We start from the raw sequence: 13,109 nt of genomic DNA, 5'->3' as shown, positions 1-13,109 counted from the left end.
GTATGAAGGTAGTGCGGTTGCGTGGTCGCGGCGGGGTGCGGCGTGGCCTGCGGTATGGGTCGGTGGGGAGCATGGTGGCGCTGGGAGTGGGGCTGCATGCGCAGGCGGCCCATGCCCAGCTGATCCAGCAGCTTTTTCCCTCTGATGTGCCGGGTTATTCCACCGACCTGACCGGCTCGGTCGTGACCCACCAGATGATGGGCCAGCAGAGTGACGGAATCGGCATGGGCAGTTGGCTGCTCAGGCCAAGTGCTTCAGAAAACGTGGGTTACAACACCAATACGCTGGGCATTCCCGGTTCGGGCAGCCCGGCGGTGCAGACATCGGCCAATGTCAGCGCGAGTTCACGCTGGCGGCGGCATGCGCTCGGCGCCTCGGTGGGGATGGATGATCACCGCTACCCCACCCAGTCCATCGCCAGCTACACTAACTGGCATGGCAGCATCGGCGGCTCGCTCAACCTGGGTCATGACACGCTCAGCGCGGCCTTCTCGCACTATCAGTATCACCTTTCGGCCACCAATCTGGGCGTGTATGGGGTGGTCTATCCCGTGCCTTACCAGGTCAATGACGGGCGGCTGAGCTATACCAAGGTGTTCGGGCGCTTCAGCCTGATCCCGGCGTTCGACTATCAGGATTTCTCGTTTGGCACCGCGCCGGGGCCGATTTCGATTGATTATGATTCAATCAGCCACAAGGTCGAGACCGGATCGCTGACCTCGCGCTACGAATTCTCACGCGGGGATGCGCTTGTCGCGGTGCTGCGCGGATCGGCCGCGCAGTTCGATCAGGCGGTTCAGGCCTCGACCAACAACTACGCCGATGGGGCGGGGTTTGTGGGGGTCGATTTCCGGCGCGGGCAGGTGTGGCAGTACCGCCTGCTTGTTGGTGGCGAGACGCGCAGCTTCAAAAATGGCTACAGTCCCTCGGTCAGCACGCCCACGTTCGAGGCCAATGTGGCGTGGATGCCGCGCCGTATCGATACCGTAACCCTGACCGCGGCCCGCCATATCAGCGACCCTGAAACCCCCTTCGCCCGCAATCAGGTCATCACCGACGTGCGGCTGCAATGGGATCATGAACTGCGGCATAACGTGTTCGTGCGCGCCTATGGCGAGTTCGGGGAAAGCAGTTCGCAGTCCGGCCAGCAGGCCCAGGGCTCGGCCGTGGCGAGCCTTGAGGGCAGCCGCCTGCAAAAACAGATTCATTTTGGCGGAACGGTGTTCTGGAACATCGATCGCCATGTGCGTGCCTCACTTACCTATAACTATGTCAATAACGCCACATCAGGCGGAAACGTGAATTACCTGGACATCCCGGGGCGTCTTTCGACGTTTACGAGCAATACGGTACTATTGGGTTTTTCCATCTCCGGCTAAGGGGCCACATGGCCCCACCCCCGGAAAGAAGAAAAACAGCATTGAATGATTTGGGAGTGGCCATGTTTGCAATGATACGGAAAACGTGTCGGCCTGGAATACTGCACGCAATCGGTGCCACGGCCCTGCTGGCGCTAGGCTCATGCGCATCGGGGCGGGAACAGTCCTTCGCCCCGGTGGATGGCCGGGCCTATCACCTCGGGCCGGGCGATCAGGTGCGGGTCATTACCTATAATGACCCGCAGTTGAGCAACACTTTTACAGTGAGTGACAACGGCAATATCGATTTTCCGCTGCTTGGGGTGGTGCCGGCGGCGGGTTCGGCACCGGGGGCGCTCGCGCAGCGCATTGCCGCCGATCTGGCCAAGAAGGGCATTCTGTACCAGCCCAGCGTTTCGGTCGAGATCGCGCAGTACAGGCCGATCTATATCCTTGGTGAGGTCAATCATCCCGGCCAGTATCCCTACCAGCCGGGCATGACCATGCTCACCGCCGTGGCGCTTGCGGGCGGCTTTACTTACCGCGCCGTGACGGGGCATGCGAACGACGTGCGGCATGAAGACCTCGACACCCCTGCGCATGAAGGCCGCATCTCACGCGAGACGGTGCTGCTGCCTGGTGATGTCGTGACAATTGAAGAACGCTTCTTCTAGGCGCGCGAAGGCTGTTTCCGGGGGGTGGTTCCGGCCGCCCGGAAGCATCGCGGCAGTATAAATCAGTTTTTGGTGAAGTCCGCGCCGCGCGGCTTCAGCGCATGTTGCCTGATTTGAAATAAAGGCGGCATCCGGTAGCTTTTATAGTTTTTTTGTTGATGAGTTGTTGTTCAGGCAATCTCTGAAGGGGGAATCACATGCCCAGGGCCCGTTCCATCCCCAGTTTGACAGGAGTGCGTGGTATCGCGGCGCTGTGGGTTTTCACCACCCATTTTTATGGCCTGGCTGCCGATATGCTGCATATGCCATGGCTGTTGCATTCGCTGTTCCTGTTCAATGGCTTCCGGGGCGTTGATCTGTTCTTTGTGCTGTCGGGATTCATTCTCATGCATGTGCATGAGGCGCAGTTCCGCGTGCCGACATGGCGGGTGATACGGGACTTTTTTATTGTCCGTTTCTTTCGCGTCTATCCGCTCAATACAGTCGTTCTGCTGGCCATCGTGCCGCTGGTGCTGTTTGCGCCGAGTTACGTGGCCATGCAGCGTGCCTATACCGACCCCGCCTTTGCCTACAGGGCGCATAACCTGTCGTGGCCTGGCTTCGTGCAGACGCTGCTGCTGGTGCAGAGCTGGACGGTGCTGAAGCTGGGGGAGTGGAATATCGTATCATGGACGCTGAGCGCGGAAGTGCTGGGTTACATCCTGTTCCCCATGCTGGCCATGTTGGCGATGCGCATTACATCGGTGCGCAGTGCTGTGGCCCTGTGCGCGGCAAGCCTGGCGGCACTGGTGGTGATCCTGTTTGCCGCCCACCACGCCAACAACAACCCCACGGGCACGTTTGGCGCCATACGCATGTTCTTCTGTTTTACGGCCGGGGTCGTGCTGTATCGCGTCTATCATCTCGCACCTGACAGCACGGAGCGTTATGCGGCGGCCATTACGCTGGGTGCCGTGGGGTTCATTGCCGCAACCCTGTTCTTTCCGGTCGTGCCGGTGTGTGACGTGTTCGGGTTTACGGCGCTGGTATTTGGCCTCGCCTACCAGCGCGGCGTGGTCAATGCGCTGCTGGCCTCGGCGCCAGTGGTGTGGCTGGGGCGCATATCATTTTCGTTTTACCTGACGCATTACCTGATTATCGGCATTCTGGCCTGGTGCATGGGGCCGTGGCTGCGGCAACTGGATCTTGCCGCGGGGCTTGTGGCGGTCGGGGCCATATTCGCCCTGTGCCTGCTGGTGGGGGTGGTCTGTTACCACCTGGTCGAGCGCCCGTCGCAGCGCCTCGGGCGGCGCATCATGCAGCGGATCGATGCGCGTGAAGCCATGCTGCCCGCGCGCCATGTGGCCTGAAGCGGCGCAGGGTCAGCCTTTTACCAGTCCGGGCATGGTTAAAGGGATTTTGTTCATATTTATGACATATAAGCCCCCTTAACTGTAGCGTTAAGTAGTGATGGGTCTGATATGATTGCCAATATTTCCGTCCGGCACGTCCATGCAAAATAATTGGCCTGCCGCACTGCCCCGGGCGTCTGGCCTGGCTGGCGCGGCAAGGGGGAGGGAGTAGGAAATGCGAATACTGATAACGGGTGGCTGCGGGTTCATCGGCTCGGCGGTCGTGCGGTATCTGGTCCGGCATACCACGCATGAGATTGTCAATGTGGATGCGCTGACCTATGCCGCAAGTATAAAAGCAACGGAAGATGCTGCCGACAGCGGGCGTTACAGGCTGGAGGTCGCCAATATTACCGACCAGCAGGCCATGGACCGGGTATTCGAGCAGTTCGCGCCTGATGCGGTCATGCATCTTGCCGCCGAAAGCCATGTGGACCGCTCCATCGATGGGCCGGGCACGTTTGTCAGCACCAACATCGTGGGCACCTATACGCTGCTCGAGGCCGCGCGGCGGTGGTGGGTGCAGCAGGATGAAGCGCGTCGCAAGGCTTTCCGCTTTCACCACATCTCGACCGATGAAGTCTTTGGCGCGCTCGAGATGGGGGATCCGCCATTCAATGAACACACGCCCTATGACCCGCGCAGCCCGTATTCCGCCTCCAAGGCGTCATCCGATCATCTGGTGCGGGCATGGTACCATACTTATGGCCTGCCCACGTTTGTTACCAACACCACGAACAATTACGGCCCGTGGCACTTCCCCGAAAAGCTGATCCCGCTGGTCACCATCAACGCCATCGAAGGGCGTGAACTGCCGGTTTATGGCAGCGGGCAGAACGTGCGCGACTGGCTGTTTGTCGAGGATCACGCCGAAGCGCTGGTCCGCGCGGTCGAACGCGGCCAGCCCGGCGAGACCTATGCCATCGGCGCCCGCCAGCCCCGCACCAACATGCAGGTGGTTGAAGCGATCTGCGGCATTCTGGATGAACTGCGCCCCGACCTTGCAGGCCCGCATGCGCGCCTGATCCGGCATGTGCATGACCGTCCGGGTCATGATTTCCGTTACGAAATTGACCCCACCCATGCCGAGCAGGCGCTGGAGTGGCGGGCAAAACATGATTTTGAGCACGGTATCCGCCGCACGGTGCAGTGGTACCTCGATAACCGCGCCTGGTGGGAGGGCATCCGCGCCGCCCGCTACGATGGCAAGCGCCTTGGGCAGACAGGTGACAAGATGGGAACAGCAGCATGAGCGAACACGGTAGCGCAAAGCCGACCAAGGGCATTCTTCTGGCAGGCGGATCGGGCACGCGCCTGCACCCCATGACACTGGCGGTGAGCAAGCAGCTGCTGCCGGTCTATGACAAGCCGATGATCTTCTATCCGCTTTCCACGCTCATGCTGGCGGGGATACGCGATATCATGATCATTTCCACCCCGGCCGACCTGCCACTGTTCCGCCGCCTGCTGGGTGATGGCGCGGATATGGGCGTTACCTTCACCTACCGTGAGCAGCCTTCGCCTGATGGCATTGCCCAGGCTTTTGTCATTGCCGATGACTGGCTTGATGATTCCCCCTGCGGGCTCATTCTGGGCGATAACCTGATCTTTGCCGACCATCTGGGCAAACAGATGCGTGCCGCCGCCACCCGGCCAAGCGGGGCCACAGTCTTTGCCTATCAGGTGCGCGACCCCGAGCGTTATGGCGTGGTGAGTTTTGCCCAGGATGGGCATGCAATTGATATTGTTGAAAAACCCACCGCCCCCCAATCAAACTGGGCCGTGACGGGGCTGTATTTCTATGATGGTCGCGTGCGTGAATATGCGCGCAGCCTCAAGCCTTCGCCGCGCGGTGAACTGGAAATTACCGATCTCAACCGCCTTTACCTGCAATCCGATGAACTGCATGTGCAGCGCCTTGGCCGTGGCTGCGCATGGCTTGATGCCGGCATGCCCGACAGCCTGATGCAGGCCGGACAGTTCGTGCAGACCATCCAGTCCCGGCAGGGGCTGCTGGTTGGCTCGCCCCATGAGGTGGCCTTCCGCATGGGGTTCATTGATGCAGCCGGACTTGAAGCCTATGCCAAGGGCATGATCAAGACCGAACTGGGCAAGGCGCTCATGGCCATCTCCCATGGCGAGGGGTAGGGCCTGAGCGGGGGCTGCATCTGTAAATAATAAAAGATTCCGGATGCCGCCCTTTTGAGAAAAAGGGCGGTGTTCTTTTAAATATGAAATCCGGCTGCTTCAGGCCGTTGTTCATATTTAAAAGAACCTGACGCGTGTCATTGAGGCGTAAGAGCGGATCCGGCAGGGTAGCGAAAACCTGGCGGACAAGACGGCTCGATTTCTGAGGCGCCTGCGCGCAGGTTCATGGAAAAGCAGGAGAGTATTCATGGGACGCGTATCGGGAAAAGTCGCCCTTGTCAGCGGGGCAGCACTTGGCATTGGCCGGGCCACGGCCCAGCTTCTGGCCCGCGAGGGGGCGAAAGTTGTCATAGCCGACCTCAAGGAAACCGAAGGCGAGGCCGTGGTGGCCGAAATTGAAGCCGCTGGCGGCGAGGCGATGTTCGTGACCCTCAACGTAACCGATGAGGCAAGCTGGCAGCAGGCCATGGCCGCCGTGCAGGCCCGTTTCGGGCGGCTGGATATTGCGGTCAACAATGCTGGCATCGCCTATACCGGCACGGTCGAACAGACCAGCCTTGAAGAGTGGCGGCGCGTGCAGTCGGTCAATCTGGATGGTGTGTTTTTAGGCACGCGCTACGCCATCGAGGCCATGAAGCCGCATGGCGGCGGGTCGATCATCAACCTGTCCTCCATCGAGGGACTGGTGGGTGACCCCACGCTCGCGGCCTATAATGCCAGCAAGGGCGGCGTGCGGCTGTTCACCAAATCGGCAGCGCTGCACTGCGCCAAGGCGGGCTACAAGATCCGCGTCAACTCCGTTCACCCCGGCTATATCTGGACCCCCATGGTGCAGGGCCTGACCGCCGCGACCCCGGACCAGCTTGCCGCCCGGCAGAAGCTGATCGACCTGCACCCGCTTGGTCATCTGGGCGAGCCGGATGACATTGCCTACGGCATCGTGTTCCTGGCATCGGACGAATCAAAGTTCATGACCGGCAGCGAACTGGTTATTGATGGCGGCTATACCGCGCAGTAAAACGCGCGTCCCGTAAAATAAAAGTTTTGGGTGCCGCCTTCTGTCAAAAAGGCGGCGTTCTTTTTGTCATGCGCTCAGGGGCACCGCCGGGGCACGTAAGAGACCACGCGGTCCAGCAGGATATCCATCTCGGGCCTCAGGGCGGGGTCGATGCATGTCGCCACATAAGCCCGCGCGCGCTGCTTTATGGTGTTGGCGGCACGCAGGTTGATGGCCAGCATGTCGCTCTCCTCAATCAGGTCAGCCACGGTCATGCGCCGCTGGAAGGCGGTCTGCGCCAGGGTAAAGGCCAGGCGGTCGGCCACGGTTTTCATTTCCGCGCGGCCAAAGGCCGACTGGCAGTTGGAAAGCTGTGCCTGTGCCTGCGCATAAAGCTGGATGAGCGGCAGCTTGCGGCTGCGGTGGAAGTGCTGCCGGTGCCAGGCGCGCGCCCACATATGCTCGCGCTGCGCGGTTTTGAATTCATGCATGTCCGTGCTGTCATCGCAGGCGAGCGCATGCACCGTGCGCGCCGCAAGCCAGGCCGAGGCAAAATCAGGGTAGGCCTGTCCGTTCCATAATGGCTCGGCATCGTGTGAACTGGTTGCAAACCGGAACGCGCGCTGGCCGTCCACGCCATACAGGATGGAAATCGTGGGGTCGGTCAGCGGATCATGGGCCAGTATGGCGATATGACCACCATCGCCCGCGTGCATGTAACGCTGCGCGGTAAAGGCGTCGAGCAGGCTTTCATCATCAACGCTGCGTTCGGCATGGTTCTTGACGTAGCTGAGGAACTGCGGGTTGTTCACCCCCGTGACCCCGCGCGGGCAGAAATCAAACCGCCACCACCGCGAGAGCTTGATCAGATGGAACGCCAGCGCATTGCGCAACCGGGTCAGCGCGGGCGTTGCCTCGCCGCCGTCGCATAAAGCCTGCACGTCCCTGAAGCGCTGGGCCAGCACATTGGCCTGCCGGGCAAAGGGGTAATGGGGATCAAGGTAATGCAGCAACTGGTCGGGGGTGGAATGTTCAAGGTGCCAATCGGCCGTGCAGCCTGTTGTCTCGCTCATGGCATGATCCCTGCGGGAAAGAAAAAGGGGCGGCATCGCCGGAACGGGTTGGCGATGCCGCATGAGTTTTCACGGCCCTGTGCTGGGAAATCGACGGTTGGGAAAACTGCCTGATAACGCCGTGAGTAAGCTGACAGTTAATGCAAACGAATATCAATTGCAATACAAAAACGGCAGGCATGAACCCTGTCACCCTCCGTGCGTTGGGGGCGCAGGGACGCTGACGCAGCACCTGCGCCCGTGTCCGGCCCGATGACAAACCACGGAGATCATGATGACAGACAAGGCAGCCGCAGTAGGCGCGGCCCACGTACGGACCTATCTCGGCACGCCAACCGACCTCACGCACGAGGCGGTGCGTGACATCGCGGCAGGGCTGAAAGCGGTCCTGGCCGATGTTTTTGCGCTTTATATCAAGACCAAGAACTTCCACTGGCATATGAGTGGCCGCCATTTCCGCGATTATCACCTGCTGCTTGATGAGCAGAGCAGCCAGATCTTCGCCATGACAGACCCGTTGGCCGAGCGTGCGCGCAAGATCGGGGGCAATACCCTGCATTCGGTGGGCGAGATCGCGCGGCTGACCAAAGTGGCCGATAACGATGCCGAGTATGTGACGCCCGAGGACATGCTGGCTGAACTGCGCGAGGATAACCTGGCCCTGACCGCGCGCCTGCGTGCCGTCCATGCCGTGTGCGACGAAGGCAATGACGTGGCGACAGCCAGCCTGCTCGAAAACTGGATCGACGAGACCGAGCGCCGCACATGGTTCCTGTTCGAATCAACCCGCCCGGCCTTTGGCGCGAATAGCTGACAATCCCGCGCCACGCATCTGGCGCGGCAGGCAGGCGGCGCCGGCGATCACGGCACAGTTTGCCTGCGGCTAAAGTAAACTCCGGCTTATTGGTATCTTGAAGGGGCAGGTATATCCGCTATCGTAATGTTTGAACGGTAAAGGATAACAGGCATATGGCGGCAAATCGCTGGTTTATCGATAGTGAAACAGGCGAACTGGCTGACGTGCTGCTCTGCCCCCCCGATCATTATGCGTGGATACCGAGCAATGACATCGCCATCAGCAGCATGGCGCGTGGCGCGCGCATCGACCGGGCCGCGCTGGGGGCGCAGTTCCGCGAACTCGTGGCTGCACTGGAGGGAGAGCAGGTCGCCTGTCATTACCTGACCCCGCATGAGGGCATGCCCTACGAGGTCTATACCCGCGACAGTTCACAGACCACGCCATTCGGCACCGTGGTCACCCGTCTTGCCCGCCCCGAGCGCCGGGCCGAGATCAGGCCGATCCATGAATTCTACGCCCCTGACGAGATATGGCGGACCTGCACCACAGGCCATATCGAAGGAGGCGACATCCATATCATCCGCCCTGGCCTGCTGGCGGTGGGCGTAAGCGGAGGCCGCACGGACGAGGCGGGTGCCGCCGAGTTCATCAACTGGTTCGAGGCGGCAGGCTGGACGTGCCGCATGATCCGCTTCCCCGAGCACTTCCTGCATCTTGACGTCATCTTCACCATGGTGGCCGAGAACCTTGCCATCGCGGCGGTGGATGTGATTGCCGATGAAGACCTGGACTGGTTCCGCGCCCAGGGCATCCGTCTGCTGCCGGTCAGTTACAAGGAGGCCATGCGCGACATGGGCTGCAACGTGCTGGCCCTCGGGCGCGAGCGCGTGGTCAGCCCGCGCCATTGCACACGCATCAACCAGATGCTGCGCGCCGAGGGGCTGCGCGTGCTTGACCCGGCCCTTGACCAGTTTTCGCAGGGCGGGGGTAGCATTCATTGCATGACCATGCCTCTGCGCCGTAAATCTCTCCTGCCAGCCTGAAGGGCTGCAGGACACGGAATGGGAGAAGAAATGCCAAGGCTTGTCATCAGTTCTGACGGACCTGCCGCCATGCCCGGGTGGCGCGCCGCCTTTCAGCATGTTGCACCCGATCTGCCCGTTGCCGCATGGCACGACCCGGCGCTGGAAATCACGGCTGATGATTATGCGCTGATATGGAACCCCACGGCAGATGACCTTGCCCGCATGGGGGGCATGCGGGCCATCATCTGCACGGGGGCCGGGGTCAATCATCTGCTCGATAATCCTGTCTTTCCGCGGCATGTGCCCCTCGTGCGCATGGGGGGTGAACAGACAGCGGCGCTGATGGCTGATTACGTGTTGTGGGCCACGCTCGGCCTGCTGCGCGGGGGGCGGACATGGGCCGTGCAGCAAAATGCGCATCAATGGCATAACCCGCGCACCAGCACGCCCACCAGCAGCCAGACCCGCGTGGGCATAATGGGCATGGGGCACCTGGGCGCGCATGTGGGCCGCAAGCTGCTTCAGGTCGGCTTTCAGGTTTCGGGGTGGCGGCGTTCGGCGCAGGTGGTGCCGGGCATCCGCACTTTTGCCGGGCCTTCAGGGCTGCCCGATTTTTTGCGTGATGTGGATATTGTGGTCAACCTGCTGCCTAGCACGCCGCAGACGCGCGGCATGATCGATTATGCCCTGCTGGCGCAACTGCCGCGCGGGGCCGGGCTGGTCAATGTCGGGCGTGGCGACCATGTGGTGCAGGCCGACCTGCTGCGCGCGCTTGATGAGGGCGTGCTCGGCGGCGCGGTGCTTGATGTGGTGGCGCCCGAACCCCTGCCACCCGATGATCCGTTATGGCGCCATGAGCGCGTGACCATTACCCCGCATGTGGCCTCTGAAGCCTCACGGGAGGCACAGGCGCGTTATGTGGTGGAGGTGATCGGGCAGTTGGAGCGCAACGAGCGGCCCGCCCTGCTGTGCGACACCAGGCGGGGATACTGAATTCGAAAACTGGCACAAGGTGCTTGAAAGATAATAAAAGTTTTGGGGTGCCGCCTTTTTTTCAAAAGGTGGCGTTCTTTTTATTGGGGGAAGGACGGGGGCTGCCGGGCCACGTATTTCCATAGTTGACCCTCAGGGCGATACGGGCTTTTTTAAATGAATACGGCAATGGATTCTGCCGGACCATGCTGGTCGAACCGCTGCCCGCAAGGGGGCTGATGATTCCTGCCCACTGCCTTTATGGCAACAAGGGGAGGAGTCCGTGTAGCGTATCGTACAGCCATGATCCACGAGCAGGCTGGCTGGCCTGCTGTTCCATCCTGAATGCCGGGTTTAGCGTAAATATCATGAATATCGTTGCACTTGCGCGGGCTGTGGCCCGCCAGTCGGGGGGGCTGCTCAGATGGGCCAGTCTGCTGCTGCCCATGGCGGCCTGCGTGGGCACGCTGTGCGCCCTGTTTTTGTGGCTGCTCGACCAGGCGGCGCACACACGCCTGCTGCACCCGTGGCTGCTTTACGCCCTGCCGGTGGCGGGTGTTGCCGTGGGGGGGCTCTATCACGTTTTTGGTCGCGCGGCGGAGGGGGGCAATAACCTAATCGTGGACCAGATTCACGCACCCGGCGGCGGCGTGCCCCTGCGCATGGCGCCGCTGGTGCTCATTGGCACGGTGGTCAGCCACCTGTTCGGGGCATCGGTCGGGCGCGAGGGCACGGCGGTGCAGATGGGCGGCAGCATTGCCAGCACGGTGGGGCGGGTGTGGCGGCTGACCAACCCGTACGAAATCCGGGTTCTGCTCATGTCCGGCATCGCGGCGGGGTTTTCCGCCGTGTTCGGCACGCCGGTGGCGGGGGCGGTGTTCGGCATGGAAGTGATCCGGGTGGGGCGCATTGATTATGATGCCCTGGTGCCCGTGGCCGTAAGCGCCATCGTGGCGGACTGGGCATGCCATGCCTGGGGCATCGAGCATGTGCCCTATCATCTGGCCTTTCAGGGCTACGCAGGGCCGGATGGACATTTTTTTCATGCCGACCTGCTGCTTCTGGGCAAGGTCATGGTGGCGGCGGTGGCCTTCGGGCTGGCCAGCCTCGTATTTGCGGAATCGGTGCACCGGCTGGCAGCCCGCCTGCGGCAGCTATGCCCGATTGCGTGGCTGCGGCCCGCATTGGGCGGGATTGCCACCATAGCGCTGGTGTGGCTGTGCGGCTCGCGTGATTATCTGGGGCTGGGCATTATCGCACCCGAGGCGGGCGGAGCGTCGATCAGCGACTTCTTCGGGGCTGGGCATTATCCGCTGGCATGGGCTTGGAAGCTGGTCTTTACGGTGGTCGTGCTGGCGGCGGGCTTCAAGGGCGGCGAGGTCACGCCACTGTTCTTCATCGGGGCGGGTCTGGGCAATGCGCTGGCCCCGTTGCTGCACGCCCCGGCGGATTTGCTGGCAGGGGTGGGGTTTGTCGCGGTATTTGCGGGGGCGGCCAATACGCCGCTGGCCTGTACGCTCATGGGGGTGGAACTGTTCGGCACGGCAGATATCGTCTATTTCGCCACGGGCTGTTTCGTGGCCTATATGTGCTCGGGTCATTCGGGTATCTACCTGTCCCAGCGCGTTGCCGTGCCCAAGCGGCATCACGCGGGCACCATGACTGGCATGGCGCTGCGGCAGGTCCGCATAGGGGGATCAAAAACATGAACACGATGCGTTGCCTGTGCGCCGGGCTGGGCCTGCTGGCCATGCTGCGGCCTGCCTGTGGTGCTGCTGTCATGGCAGGCCCCTCCGTGGCTGAAAAGCGGATCATCGACCGGCAGATCAGCCGCATTGCTGACCCCGCCACGCGCCACGCCGTGCAGGGGCAGGACATGGCGTGGCAGATGACCACCTTTTTGTGCCAGAATGCCGCACGTGGTGTGCTGGTGCGCATGGGCAGCCAGCCGCACCGCTTTTTTCTGCAGGATGCGGGGCCGGACAGTCAGGTCGTGGCAAGTGCTGCGCTGGTGTCGGGGCGGGGGCAGTTTCTGCGGGCGGCCAATGGCATTGAGTGGTTCGGTTTTGCATGGGCCTGCCACCTTGATCCTGCCACCGGGCACGTGGTGCATTTTGACGTAACGCCCACCGGGCCAGTGCGGGCCGGACCATGAAAGGCAGGATCGCGGGGCTGCTGGCCCTCACGCTATGGAGCCTGCCGCTACAGGCGCGGGCCACGACAGTGCCTGACTGCAAGGCACGGCAGATGGCATTAAGCCTTGATGACGGGCAGGGCGCATTCAATGGCATGATGCACAGCGGCGCATGGGTTATCGTGCGCAACACCGGCGCGCGCGCCTGCTCGGTTGCGCACATGAAGCCGCTCGCGTTTGAGGATGCCCGCCACCACCGCGTTGCCGTGACATGGCAGCAGGCCGTGCCTGCGCCGGCCATGGTGCTGCCTGCGGGCGGGCAGATGAAAACCGCCCTGCGCTGGGTTTCAGGTGATGTGTTTGATCCTGGTGCATGCAAGACACCGGCAACCCTTGTGCTGCCCTTGCGCCACGGGCGGGTGCGGCATGGTTTTGCCCGTACCCTGTGCGGCCCCGCCAACAGCCCCCCTGCGATCGAGCAGCAGCCATGGACCGAGGGACCGCCTGAAGCCGGATAAAAGTTTTTGGCGAAGCTTTT

13 protein-coding genes and 1 riboswitch are annotated in these 13,109 nt (G+C 61.9%); of the genes, 12 read left to right on the top strand and 1 reads right to left on the bottom strand.

Annotation, left to right across the window (positions count from 1 at the left end; all coding sequences use genetic code 11):
* The first annotated feature begins 2 nt into the window (after positions 1–2).
* From R5N89_RS09545 to R5N89_RS09520, 6 genes are all read left to right on the top strand, one after another.
* Positions 3–1,379: an outer membrane beta-barrel protein gene (locus R5N89_RS09545; RefSeq protein ID WP_110569129.1), complete on the top strand. Its 1,377-nt coding sequence runs from the start codon at positions 3–5 to the stop codon at positions 1,377–1,379.
* A 62-nt stretch (positions 1,380–1,441) separates the two neighbouring features.
* Positions 1,442–2,032: a polysaccharide biosynthesis/export family protein gene (locus R5N89_RS09540; protein ID WP_110569128.1), complete on the top strand. Its 591-nt coding sequence runs from the start codon at positions 1,442–1,444 to the stop codon at positions 2,030–2,032.
* A 197-nt stretch (positions 2,033–2,229) separates the two neighbouring features.
* Entirely contained in the window at positions 2,230–3,381 is a 1,152-nt protein-coding gene (locus R5N89_RS09535) for an acyltransferase (protein WP_110569127.1), read from the top strand.
* Between the two features lie 217 nt (positions 3,382–3,598).
* Positions 3,599–4,675, top strand: coding sequence for a dTDP-glucose 4,6-dehydratase (gene rfbB / locus R5N89_RS09530; RefSeq protein WP_110569126.1), 1,077 nt, complete (start codon positions 3,599–3,601; stop codon positions 4,673–4,675).
* A complete protein-coding gene (gene rfbA, locus R5N89_RS09525; RefSeq protein ID WP_110569125.1) occupies positions 4,672–5,571 on the top strand; it encodes a glucose-1-phosphate thymidylyltransferase RfbA in 900 nt (299 codons plus the stop codon). Before rfbB ends, rfbA begins: the two co-directional genes overlap by 4 nt.
* 247 nt (positions 5,572–5,818) lie before the next feature.
* Positions 5,819–6,589, top strand: coding sequence for an SDR family oxidoreductase (locus tag R5N89_RS09520; protein WP_110569124.1), 771 nt, complete (start codon positions 5,819–5,821; stop codon positions 6,587–6,589).
* Positions 6,590–6,663: 74 nt separating this feature from the next.
* Here R5N89_RS09520 and R5N89_RS09515 read toward each other — a convergent pair whose 3' ends face one another.
* Positions 6,664–7,641 (bottom strand): hypothetical protein, encoded by a 978-nt coding sequence (locus tag R5N89_RS09515; protein ID WP_110569169.1) that lies wholly within the window; start codon positions 7,639–7,641, stop codon positions 6,664–6,666.
* A gap of 271 nt (positions 7,642–7,912) precedes the next feature.
* On the opposite strand from R5N89_RS09515, the gene R5N89_RS09510 reads away from it, so the two are divergent.
* From R5N89_RS09510 to R5N89_RS09485, 6 genes are all read left to right on the top strand, one after another.
* Positions 7,913–8,455, top strand: a complete 543-nt coding sequence (locus tag R5N89_RS09510; RefSeq protein ID WP_110569123.1) for a Dps family protein — start codon at positions 7,913–7,915, stop codon at positions 8,453–8,455.
* A 155-nt stretch (positions 8,456–8,610) separates the two neighbouring features.
* Positions 8,611–9,483: a dimethylarginine dimethylaminohydrolase family protein gene (locus R5N89_RS09505; protein WP_110569122.1), complete on the top strand. Its 873-nt coding sequence runs from the start codon at positions 8,611–8,613 to the stop codon at positions 9,481–9,483.
* Positions 9,484–9,552: 69 nt separating this feature from the next.
* Positions 9,553–10,458, top strand: coding sequence for a glyoxylate/hydroxypyruvate reductase A (locus R5N89_RS09500; protein ID WP_306345098.1), 906 nt, complete (start codon positions 9,553–9,555; stop codon positions 10,456–10,458).
* A 155-nt stretch (positions 10,459–10,613) separates the two neighbouring features.
* Positions 10,614–10,693: riboswitch (Fluoride riboswitch) on the top strand.
* 112 nt (positions 10,694–10,805) lie between these two features.
* The gene (locus R5N89_RS09495) at positions 10,806–12,146 is read left to right on the top strand and encodes a voltage-gated chloride channel family protein (protein WP_110569120.1); all 1,341 of its coding nucleotides are present in this window, start codon (positions 10,806–10,808) and stop codon (positions 12,144–12,146) included.
* Entirely contained in the window at positions 12,143–12,592 is a 450-nt protein-coding gene (locus R5N89_RS09490) for a hypothetical protein (RefSeq protein ID WP_146220203.1), read from the top strand. Before R5N89_RS09495 ends, R5N89_RS09490 begins: the two co-directional genes overlap by 4 nt.
* Positions 12,589–13,089, top strand: coding sequence for a DUF4232 domain-containing protein (locus R5N89_RS09485; RefSeq protein WP_110569118.1), 501 nt, complete (start codon positions 12,589–12,591; stop codon positions 13,087–13,089). The genes R5N89_RS09490 and R5N89_RS09485 overlap by 4 nt, the downstream gene beginning before the upstream one ends.
* Positions 13,090–13,109: the final 20 nt, after the last annotated feature.

This window comes from Komagataeibacter sucrofermentans DSM 15973, assembly GCF_040581405.1.
In the GTDB taxonomy this organism is placed as follows: Bacteria; Pseudomonadota; Alphaproteobacteria; order Acetobacterales; family Acetobacteraceae; genus Komagataeibacter; species Komagataeibacter sucrofermentans.
This window is presented reverse-complemented; position numbering and strand designations above follow the sequence as displayed.

Coding starts and splice junctions, on each gene's coding strand:
- R5N89_RS09545 (WP_110569129.1), top strand. CDS start 3: ATGAAGGTAGTGCGGTTGCGTGGTCGCGGCGGGGTGCGGCGTGGCCTG.
- R5N89_RS09540 (WP_110569128.1), top strand. CDS start 1,442: ATGTTTGCAATGATACGGAAAACGTGTCGGCCTGGAATACTGCACGCA.
- R5N89_RS09535 (WP_110569127.1), top strand. CDS start 2,230: ATGCCCAGGGCCCGTTCCATCCCCAGTTTGACAGGAGTGCGTGGTATC.
- rfbB (WP_110569126.1), top strand. CDS start 3,599: ATGCGAATACTGATAACGGGTGGCTGCGGGTTCATCGGCTCGGCGGTC.
- rfbA (WP_110569125.1), top strand. CDS start 4,672: ATGAGCGAACACGGTAGCGCAAAGCCGACCAAGGGCATTCTTCTGGCA.
- R5N89_RS09520 (WP_110569124.1), top strand. CDS start 5,819: ATGGGACGCGTATCGGGAAAAGTCGCCCTTGTCAGCGGGGCAGCACTT.
- R5N89_RS09515 (WP_110569169.1), bottom strand. CDS start 7,641: ATGAGCGAGACAACAGGCTGCACGGCCGATTGGCACCTTGAACATTCC.
- R5N89_RS09510 (WP_110569123.1), top strand. CDS start 7,913: ATGATGACAGACAAGGCAGCCGCAGTAGGCGCGGCCCACGTACGGACC.
- R5N89_RS09505 (WP_110569122.1), top strand. CDS start 8,611: ATGGCGGCAAATCGCTGGTTTATCGATAGTGAAACAGGCGAACTGGCT.
- R5N89_RS09500 (WP_306345098.1), top strand. CDS start 9,553: ATGCCCGGGTGGCGCGCCGCCTTTCAGCATGTTGCACCCGATCTGCCC.
- R5N89_RS09495 (WP_110569120.1), top strand. CDS start 10,806: ATGAATATCGTTGCACTTGCGCGGGCTGTGGCCCGCCAGTCGGGGGGG.
- R5N89_RS09490 (WP_146220203.1), top strand. CDS start 12,143: ATGAACACGATGCGTTGCCTGTGCGCCGGGCTGGGCCTGCTGGCCATG.
- R5N89_RS09485 (WP_110569118.1), top strand. CDS start 12,589: ATGAAAGGCAGGATCGCGGGGCTGCTGGCCCTCACGCTATGGAGCCTG.